At 72.3% G+C, this 8013-nt stretch carries 8 protein-coding genes; 4 read left to right on the forward strand and 4 right to left on the reverse strand.

The genetic code is table 11. From position 1 onward, the window contains the following. A partial coding sequence (locus H0487_RS20535) for a M23 family metallopeptidase (protein WP_183096086.1) occupies nucleotides 1-758 on the forward strand: 758 nt, incomplete at its 5' end. 52 nt (nucleotides 759-810) lie between these two features. Here H0487_RS20535 and pcrA read toward each other — a convergent pair. The 4 genes from pcrA to H0487_RS20555 form a co-directional block, all read right to left on the reverse strand. Beyond that, nucleotides 811-3303: a DNA helicase PcrA gene (gene pcrA, locus H0487_RS20540; RefSeq protein ID WP_376766695.1), complete on the reverse strand. Its 2493-nt coding sequence runs from the start codon at nucleotides 3301-3303 to the stop codon at nucleotides 811-813. 67 nt (nucleotides 3304-3370) lie between these two features. Next, nucleotides 3371-3727, reverse strand: a complete 357-nt coding sequence (locus tag H0487_RS20545; RefSeq protein ID WP_183096087.1) for a hypothetical protein — start codon at nucleotides 3725-3727, stop codon at nucleotides 3371-3373. A gap of 47 nt (nucleotides 3728-3774) precedes the next feature. Further along, nucleotides 3775-4440 carry a LuxR C-terminal-related transcriptional regulator gene (locus tag H0487_RS20550; protein ID WP_183096088.1) on the reverse strand — a complete coding sequence of 222 codons (666 nt, stop codon included), beginning with the start codon at nucleotides 4438-4440 and terminating at the stop codon, nucleotides 3775-3777. Between the two features lie 5 nt (nucleotides 4441-4445). Then, complete coding sequence (locus H0487_RS20555; protein ID WP_183096089.1) at nucleotides 4446-5732, reverse strand: ATP-binding protein; 1287 nt, start codon at nucleotides 5730-5732, stop codon at nucleotides 4446-4448. A gap of 143 nt (nucleotides 5733-5875) precedes the next feature. Between H0487_RS20555 and H0487_RS23625 the strand changes: the two genes are divergently transcribed. Genes H0487_RS23625 through H0487_RS20570 form a run of 3 tightly spaced genes read left to right on the forward strand, consistent with a single transcriptional unit; the run spans nucleotide 5876 to nucleotide 7925 of the window. Beyond that, nucleotides 5876-7099, forward strand: coding sequence for a PspC domain-containing protein (locus tag H0487_RS23625; protein ID WP_183096090.1), 1224 nt, complete (start codon nucleotides 5876-5878; stop codon nucleotides 7097-7099). Beyond that, on the forward strand, nucleotides 7099-7392 hold the full coding sequence (locus H0487_RS20565) for a hypothetical protein (protein WP_183096091.1): 294 nt from the start codon (nucleotides 7099-7101) through the stop codon (nucleotides 7390-7392). The genes H0487_RS23625 and H0487_RS20565 overlap by 1 nt, the downstream gene beginning before the upstream one ends. Further along, nucleotides 7392-7925, forward strand: coding sequence for a YbaK/EbsC family protein (locus H0487_RS20570; protein WP_376766696.1), 534 nt, complete (start codon nucleotides 7392-7394; stop codon nucleotides 7923-7925). Before H0487_RS20565 ends, H0487_RS20570 begins: the two co-directional genes overlap by 1 nt. Nucleotides 7926-8013 lie beyond the last annotated feature (88 nt).

Consider the following 8013-nt stretch of genomic DNA (forward strand, 5'->3'; position numbering starts at 1 on the left):
ACCGTCGCCCCGTCCTGCGCGGCCTCCCGTCGATGCCGGTCATGGTCGGCGTCGCGGCCCTGGCGGTCTCCGCCGGCGGCGCCCTCACGACCGGCGGCACCACGCTCGTCGGCAACGACGGCCCCCCGCGTCTGGTCGCCGCCAACGCGGCCACCGGCGAGTCCGGGTCGGGCGTCTACGACGTGCTCGGCCGCTCCCCCGTCCTGAGCCGCGACTCCGAGCGCGACGCGCTCGACGACGCCACCGACGCCACACTCGTCCAGGAGGTCGAGGCGCAGGCCGAGCAGCGCAACGAGGCGCTCGAGCAGATGGCGCAGCAGGCGGAGAAGGAAGCCAAGAGCATCAACCTCAACCGTTGGTCGCTGCCCATCGCAGCCGGCGTCTACCGGTTGACGGCCGACTTCGGCCAGGCCGGCTACTACTGGTCCAGCGGCTACCACACCGGCCTGGACTTCGCGGCCCCCACGGGCACGCCGCTCATGGCGGTCGCCAACGGCGTCGTCACCTCGGTCGGCTACGAGGGCGCCTACGGCAACCAGACGATCGTGACGCTCGAGGACGGCACCGAGGTCTGGTACAACCACCAGACGTCGATGACCGTCTCCGAGGGCGACAACGTCATCGCCGGCCAGGTCATCGGCACGGTCGGCTCGACCGGCAACGTGACCGGCCCGCACCTCCACCTCGAGGTCCGCCCCGGCGGCGGGGACCCGGTGGATCCCTACGCGGCGCTCGTCGTCAACGGCGTCAACCCTTAACTGCGCGAGCGACGTCGCCCGGCGGCTCACCGGCCGACCTCGACGCCGGCTCCTACAGCTTCTCGACGGGCGCGTAACGCAGGAGCAGCCGCTTCTCGCCGTCGGAGCCGAAGTTGATCTTGGCGACCGACTTGTCGCCCTGGCCCTCGACGGACACGACGGTGCCGAGGCCGAAGCTGTCGTGGGTCACCCGGTCGCCGGGCTCGAGGACCGGGATCGCCCGGCTCGGCTTGGCCTTCGCCGCGGCGTTGGCCCCCGCGGCGGCCGAGGAGAAGTTGCGGCGACCCGCGGCCGTCGGCGCGCCGAGTCGCTGGCCGCCGTACGACGAGCCGCCGTACGACGAGCCACCCTCGTCGCCACCGAAGGACGGCCGCGACCAGCGCGTCTGGTCGGCCTCGGTCCGGCGCCAGTCGACCAGGTCGATCGGGAGCTCGGAGAGGAAACGTGAAGGGGGGTTGTGGGCCGGCGCGCCCCACGCGGAGCGGACCATCGCGCGGGAGACGTAGAGCCGCTGGCGGGCGCGGGTGATCCCGACGTAGGCGAGCCGCCGCTCCTCCTCCAGCTCGGGACGGTCCCCGAGCGAGCGGGAGTGCGGGAAGACGCCGTCCTCGAGGCCGGTGAGGAAGACGACCGGGAACTCCAGGCCCTTCGCCGTGTGCAGCGTCATCAGGGTCACGACCCCCTGGTCCGGCGGCGCATCGGGATCGTCGTCCGGCGCATCCGGGATCTGGTCGGCGTCGGCCACCAGGGCGACCCGCTCGAGGAAGTCGGCGAGGCCCGGCTCCACCAGGCCGGCGTCGACGTCGGCCGGGTCCGCACTCGGTCCGGCGACCGGGTCCTCCGCGAACTCGCGCGCCACGGCGACGAGCTCGCCGAGGTTCTCGACCCGGGTCTCGTCCTGCGGGTCGTCGGACTCCTCCAGCGACTTCAGGTAGCCCGAGCGGTCGAGCACGGTCTCGAGCACGACGTCGGGCCGCTCCCCCGCAGCGACCATCGACTGGAGCTCGGTCACCAGCGCGACGAAGCCCTCGATGTTGGTCTGGCTGCGGGTCGCGAGCCCCGGCGCCTCGCCGGCACGCTGGAGCGCCTCCCAGAAGGTGATCTGCTCGCGGTTGGCGAGCTCGTTGACGCACTCGACCGCCCGGTCGCCGATGCCGCGCTTGGGGGTGTTGAGGATCCGCCGCAGCGACACCTGGTCGTCGGGGTTGACCAGCATCCGCAGGTAGGCGAGCGCGTCACGGACCTCGCGCCGCTCGTAGAACCGGACGCCGCCGACGACCTTGTAGGGCATCCCGGTCCGGATGAAGATCTCCTCGAACACCCGGGACTGGGCGTTGGTGCGGTAGAACACCGCGACGTCGCCGGCCTTGAGCCCGGCACCCTCGAGGTCGGTGAGCTTGTCGATCTCGTCGGAGACGAAGCGGGCCTCGTCGTGCTCGCTGTCGGCGACGTAGCCGATGATCTTCTCGCCGTCGCCGGCGTCGGACCACAGCCGCTTGTCCTTGCGGCCCTGGTTGTGGCCGATGACGGCGTTGGCGGCGGTGAGGATGGTCTGGGTCGACCGGTAGTTCTGCTCGAGCAGGATCGTCCGTGCGTCGGGGAAGTCCTGCTCGAAGTCCATGATGTTGCGGATGTCGGCGCCGCGGAACGCATAGATCGACTGGTCGGCGTCGCCGACGACCATCAGCTCGGCGGGCGGGACCCGGTCCTCGTCGGTCTCCTCCAGGCTCTGGCCGCAGAGCTGGTGGATGAGGGAGTACTGGGCGTGGTTGGTGTCCTGGTACTCGTCGACGAGCACGTGCCGGAACCGACGTCGATAGGTCTCGCGGATCTCGGGGTGGGCCTGGAAGAGCCGCACCGTCTCCATGATGAGGTCGTCGAAGTCGAGGGCGTTGGCCTCACGCAGGCGCCGTTGGTACAGCTTGTAGGCCGCCGCATAGCTCTCCTCGATGCCGTTGCGGGCGTCGGCGGCAACCTCCTCGGGGTCGCGCAGCTCGTTCTTGTGGTTGCTGATCCAGTGCAGGACCGGACCCGGCTGGAAGCGCCGCGGGTCGAGGTCGAGGTCGTTGCAGACCAGGGTGATGAGGCGCTTCTGGTCCTGCGCGTCATAGATCGAGAAGTTGGACTTGAGCCGCTCGTAGCCGAGGTGCTCGGCCTCCTTGCGGAGGATCCGGACGCAGGAGGAGTGGAACGTGCTGACCCACATGATCTTGGCGCGCCCGCCGACCAGGTCGGCGACCCGTTCCTTCATCTCAGCCGCGGCCTTGTTGGTGAAGGTGATCGCGAGGATCGACCCGGGGTGCGCCTTGCGCTCGGAGATCAGCCACGCGATCCGCCGGGTGAGGACCCGGGTCTTGCCGGAGCCCGCGCCGGCGACGACGAGCAGCGGCGGGCCGGCGTGCTGGACGGCGTCGGCCTGCGGGCCGTTGAGGCCCTCGAGGAGTTCCTCGGCACCTGGCCCGCGGCGCGTCGTCCGCGGCGCTTCGGCAGGGCTCATGCCCTCGAACCCGGGCAGCGTCTGGGCATCATTCACGGCGTCACTCATGCTGCCGCCAGCCTACGGCGCACCACCCCCAGGTCGTCTGCCGGCCGACGTCGCGTGCAGCGAGGGATCAGCTGTGGACCGGCGACCAGAGGACGGCGACGCAGACCTCGACCACGGCGAGCACGATCAGCCCGGCCCACAGGCCCTTGGGGATCGACGGCTTGCGGGTGTTGGCCATGACCAGGACCAGCAGGACCAGCCCGATCCCGAACTTCACGGCGATCTTGGCGTGGTTGACGTCGCTGTCACCCGCCTCGAGGACGCCGACCAGCGCGAGGCCGGCGAGGAACGCCGTACCGACGCCGTCGCGCATCGCGCCGTTGACCTTCTTGTCCCCGTCGCCCGCCTGGGCCAGCAGGCCGCCGATGAGCGCGGCGAAGCCGAGGATGTGAATGACGAGGAGGATCAGGCGGAGCGTGTCCATGGCTGCACTCTAGAGGCGACCGACGACGACCGGTCGGGGCAGGTCGGTCAGAGTAGGCGCCGGTCGGAGGCCCACTTGGTGAGCTCGTGCCGGGAGGACAGCTGGAGCTTGCGGAGGACGGCCGACATGTGGGTCTCGACGGTCTTGATCGAGATGAACAGCTCCTTGGCGACCTCCTTGTAGGAGTAGCCGCGGGCGATCAGGCGCATCACCTCGCGCTCGCGCTCGGTGAGGCGGTCGAGGTCCTCGTCGATGTCGGCGACCTCGATCGACCCGGCGAAGGCGTCGAGGACGAAGCCGGCCAGGCGGGGCGAGAAGACGGCGTCGCCGTCGGCGACCCGCTGGATCGCGTCGACCAGCTCGGGTCCGGTGATCGTCTTGGTGACGTAGCCTCGAGCGCCGCCGCGGATGGTGCCGATCACGTCCTCGGCCGCGTCGCTGACCGACAGCGCGAGGAAGCGCGGCCCCGGATCGGCCGGGGTCGCCGAGCGTCGGATCACCTCGACCCCACCGCCACCGGGCAGGTGGACGTCGAGCAGGACCACGTCGGGCGCGGCGGCCGCGATCGCGGCGACCGCGGTGTCGACGTCCTCGCCCTCACCGACCACCTCGACGACGCCGACGCCGCTCGCCTGGAGCTCCGCGGTCACCCCGCGCCGGAACATGGCGTGGTCGTCCACGACCACCACTCGTACGGCCCTGCCTGCTGACATCGGAGTCAGTCCCCCTCGCGTTCACGGCCCAGGTGCAGGCGCACCTCGGTGCCCTCACCGGGCGTCGACCGGACCTCGGCGGTCCCGCCGTGCCGGTCCATCCGGTCGATGATGCTGCGTCGGACGCCGAGCCGGTCCTCCGGGGTGGCCTCCGGGTCGAAGCCCGCGCCCCGGTCGCGGACGAAGACGTCGATCGCGCCGGCGGTGATCTCGGCAAAGACGTCGACGCGCGGGACGCCGGCGTGCTTGGCGGCGTTGGTCGTCGCCTCCCGGGCGGCGAAGACGATGGGCTGGAGCGCCTCGACCAGGTCACAGTCGCCGACGGCGACGACGTCGACGTTGATGCCGTAGGCGTCCTCGATCTCTCCCGCCATCGCGCGCAGCGCGCTCGCGACGGTCCGCTCGTCCATCGACTCGGTCGAGAACAGCCACGAGCGCAGGTCGCGCTCCTGGGCACGGGCGAGTCGCGCGGCGTCGGCAGGGTTCTTCTGGATGAGCGCCAGCGTCTGGAGCACCGAGTCGTGGAGGTGGGCCGCCACGTCGGCCCGCTCCTGCGTCCGGACCCGCTGCTCGCGCTCGTCGCTCAGCTCGTTGGCCAGCCGATAGACCCACGGTCCGACCACGATCGCCAGGCCGCCGAGCCCCAGCAGGACGGCGAGCGTGACGTCGCGGGCCAGGCTCAGCGAGGCGCCCCGGAGCAGGAACAGCACGATCGAGACGACGATGAGGCCGACCCCCGCCGCGAGCCGGGCGTAGGACTGCCAGCCGCCGTCGCCGAGGACGATCCGCACCGGGTCGATCCGCCCGCTCGCGTCGACCCAGCGCTCGCGCTCGGCCTCGTCGGCCTGGCGCCACAGCAGGGCCACGCCGACGATCGCGATGCCGAGCGGCCACACCCAGCCGCCGGCGCCGAGGATCCCCTGGAGGATGAAAACCGCGGCGATGCCGAGGGCACCGAGGACGATGACGGGGCCGACGTCGGTGAGGCGTCGTACGGGACCCGGGCGGCGCCCGCCCCGCGTGGCGCTGTCGATCCCGGGCGCCTGCGCGCTGGTCGGCGGTCCGGCCGGCAGCATCGCCCAGAGCACGGCGTACGCCGCGATGCCCACGCCGCCGAGGACCGTGGCGACCACGAAACCCGCGCGCACCATCAGGACCGTCATCCCGAGGTGCTCGGCCAGGCCGCCGGCGACACCGCCGAGGACGGGCTGGCGCAGGTCGCGGTAGGCGCGACGGACGTCGCGAGGAGCCTGGGCTCCCTGTGCCCCCGGGGCATGCACGGTCGTCGTCATGGTGCCTCCATCGTCACACAGCGCGACGTCGCGCAGCAGCGGGAAGAACCCTGACCCGACCCCGAGACCGCGGTCCGCCAGGTGCGGGAAGATCAGGGCAGTCCCCGATGGTGCACGACGACCCGACGACCCAGGCTTGAGGCATGACCACCACCCCTCCCGAGGCACCGAGCGGCCACGAGGCGCCGCCTCCCGGCGCGGCCGAGCCCGTGTCCAGCGGTCCCCGCGTGACCCGCGAGGAGGCCAAGGACCTGGGCCGGATCCGGCGCAGCCTCAGCGACCGCAAGATCGCGGGCGTCGCTGGCGGCATCGCCCGCCACTTCGACATCGACCCGCTCCTCGTCCGGGTGGCGCTGGTCCTGCTCGTGTTCTTCGGCGGCGGCGGGATCCTCGCCTACGTCGCCGGTTGGCTGCTCATCCCCGAGGACGGCAGCGACGAGGCGACCATCCGGGTCGACCACCGCACCCGCACGGTGCTGCTCGCGATCGTCGGCGCCGTGTGTGCGCTCTCGCTCGTGGGCGACTCGTTCGGCGGCTGGAGCTTCCCGTGGCCGCTGGCGATCGTGGGCCTGGTGATCGCCGCGGTGATCTCCGGGACCCGCCCCAAGCCGCACCCGGGGCCGCTGCCGAGCAGCGGCTGGATCCCGGCCGGGACGACCGGCGAGGTGCCGGGCTCCTCGTCCGCCGCCGCGACGACGTCGACCTACCGCGGCTACGAGCCGCCCACGCCGTCGCCGTACCGGCCTCGCCCCAGCGACCCGCGCCGCCGCGGCCCGGTCCTGTTCTGGTTCACCATGGGCCTGGCGGCCGTCCTCGTCAGCCTGGTCGCGACGCTCGACCTGGCGGGCTGGGACGCCCCGCCGTCCGCCTACCCGGCCGCCGTGCTGGCCGCCTGCGGCGTGATGCTCGTCGTCGGCTCCGTCTTCGGCCGCGCCGGCGGGCTGATCTTCGTCGGCCTCGTCGCAGCGCTGGCCACGCTCGCCGCCTCGGCGGTCGAGGACATCTCGGCCGGCCAGGTCGACGCGCAGCCCACAACGGCCGAGCAGGTCGACGACCGCTACTACGTCGGAGCGGGCGAGGTCATCCTCGACCTGACCGACCTCTCCCCCGCCGAGCTCGAGGAGCTCGACGGCCGCACGATCGAGCTGGAGGCGCGCTTCGGGCACGTCCTGGTGCTGGTCCCGGAGGAGGGACTCGACGTCAACGTCCAGAGCAACGTCGAGGCCGGCGGCGAGAGCGTCGTCTTCGGCGAACGCACCGACGGCTCCCTCACCGGCTGGCACGACGGCGGCACCGACACCCGGATCGACCTGGACCTGACCGTGCTGTTCGGCCAGATCGAGGTCGAGACGAAGGAGGCAGCGTGATGAACGATCCCCACAGCACCGACCCGGAGACGACCTCGTCCGCAGCGGCGGAGACGTCGGAGCGCCTCGAGCCGAGCGGCTGGCACCCCGTCAACGTCGGCCACCTCGTGATGGGCGTCGCGTTCGTCGGACTGGTGACCGTCTGGGGGCTCCTCAGCTCCGACACCGTCGACCTCGTCGACGCCCACTGGCTGCTCCCGCTGCCCTGGCTCGCCGCAGGCGTCGTCGGGCTCGTCGCCACGATCCTGCGTGGCGTGGGACGGCGACCCGGCAAGATGTCCGGGTGGACCTGATCTCGCTGCCGGGACTCACCTCCCTCTCGGCCCTCGACCGCCCCGACCTGGTCGCGCCGCGGGTCGCCGCAGCGCTCGCGGCCTGGCCCGGTGCCGCCGGCGTGGCGGTCGTCGAGATCGATCCCGACCTCGCCGACACCGCGGCGATGAGCGCGGCCTACGACCTGCCGCTCGACGCGGGCGTCAACTGCGTGCTCGTCGCCGGCAAGCGGGAGGGCGACGAGCGGGTCGCGGCCTGCCTGGTGCGGGCCGACACCCGCGCCGACGTCAACCACACCGTGAAGCGGCTGCTCGACGTCCGCAAGCCGTCGTTCCTCCCGATGGAGCGGGCGGTCACCGAGTCCGAGATGGAGTACGGCGGCATCACGCCCGTCGGGCTGCCCGAGACCTGGCGGCTGCTGGTCGACGCCCGGGTCCCCGACGTCGAGGTGGCGATCATCGGCTCCGGCGTTCGTCGTTCCAAGCTGCTCCTGCCCGGCTCGTTGCTGGCCGACCTGCCGCGCGCCGAGGTCGTCGAGGGCCTCGCCGGATGAGGCGGCGGGTCGTCGCGACCACCCTGCTGCTCGCGGCCGGCGTACTGGCAGGGTGCGACGACGCGCCCGACCGGCCGGCAGTCGAGCC

The organism is Nocardioides stalactiti (assembly GCF_014180715.1).
GTDB lineage: Bacteria > Actinomycetota > Actinomycetes > Propionibacteriales > Nocardioidaceae > Nocardioides > Nocardioides stalactiti.

Excerpts from the sequence above, each read along its gene's own strand:
- H0487_RS20550 (WP_183096088.1), bottom strand. The coding sequence starts at position 4,440 with ATGTCAGCAGGCAGGGCCGTACGAGTGGTGGTCGTGGACGACCACGCC.
- pcrA (WP_376766695.1), bottom strand. The coding sequence starts at position 3,303 with ATGAGTGACGCCGTGAATGATGCCCAGACGCTGCCCGGGTTCGAGGGC.
- H0487_RS20565 (WP_183096091.1), top strand. The coding sequence starts at position 7,099 with ATGAACGATCCCCACAGCACCGACCCGGAGACGACCTCGTCCGCAGCG.
- H0487_RS20545 (WP_183096087.1), bottom strand. The coding sequence starts at position 3,727 with ATGGACACGCTCCGCCTGATCCTCCTCGTCATTCACATCCTCGGCTTC.
- H0487_RS23625 (WP_183096090.1), top strand. The coding sequence starts at position 5,876 with ATGACCACCACCCCTCCCGAGGCACCGAGCGGCCACGAGGCGCCGCCT.
- H0487_RS20555 (WP_183096089.1), bottom strand. The coding sequence starts at position 5,732 with ATGACGACGACCGTGCATGCCCCGGGGGCACAGGGAGCCCAGGCTCCT.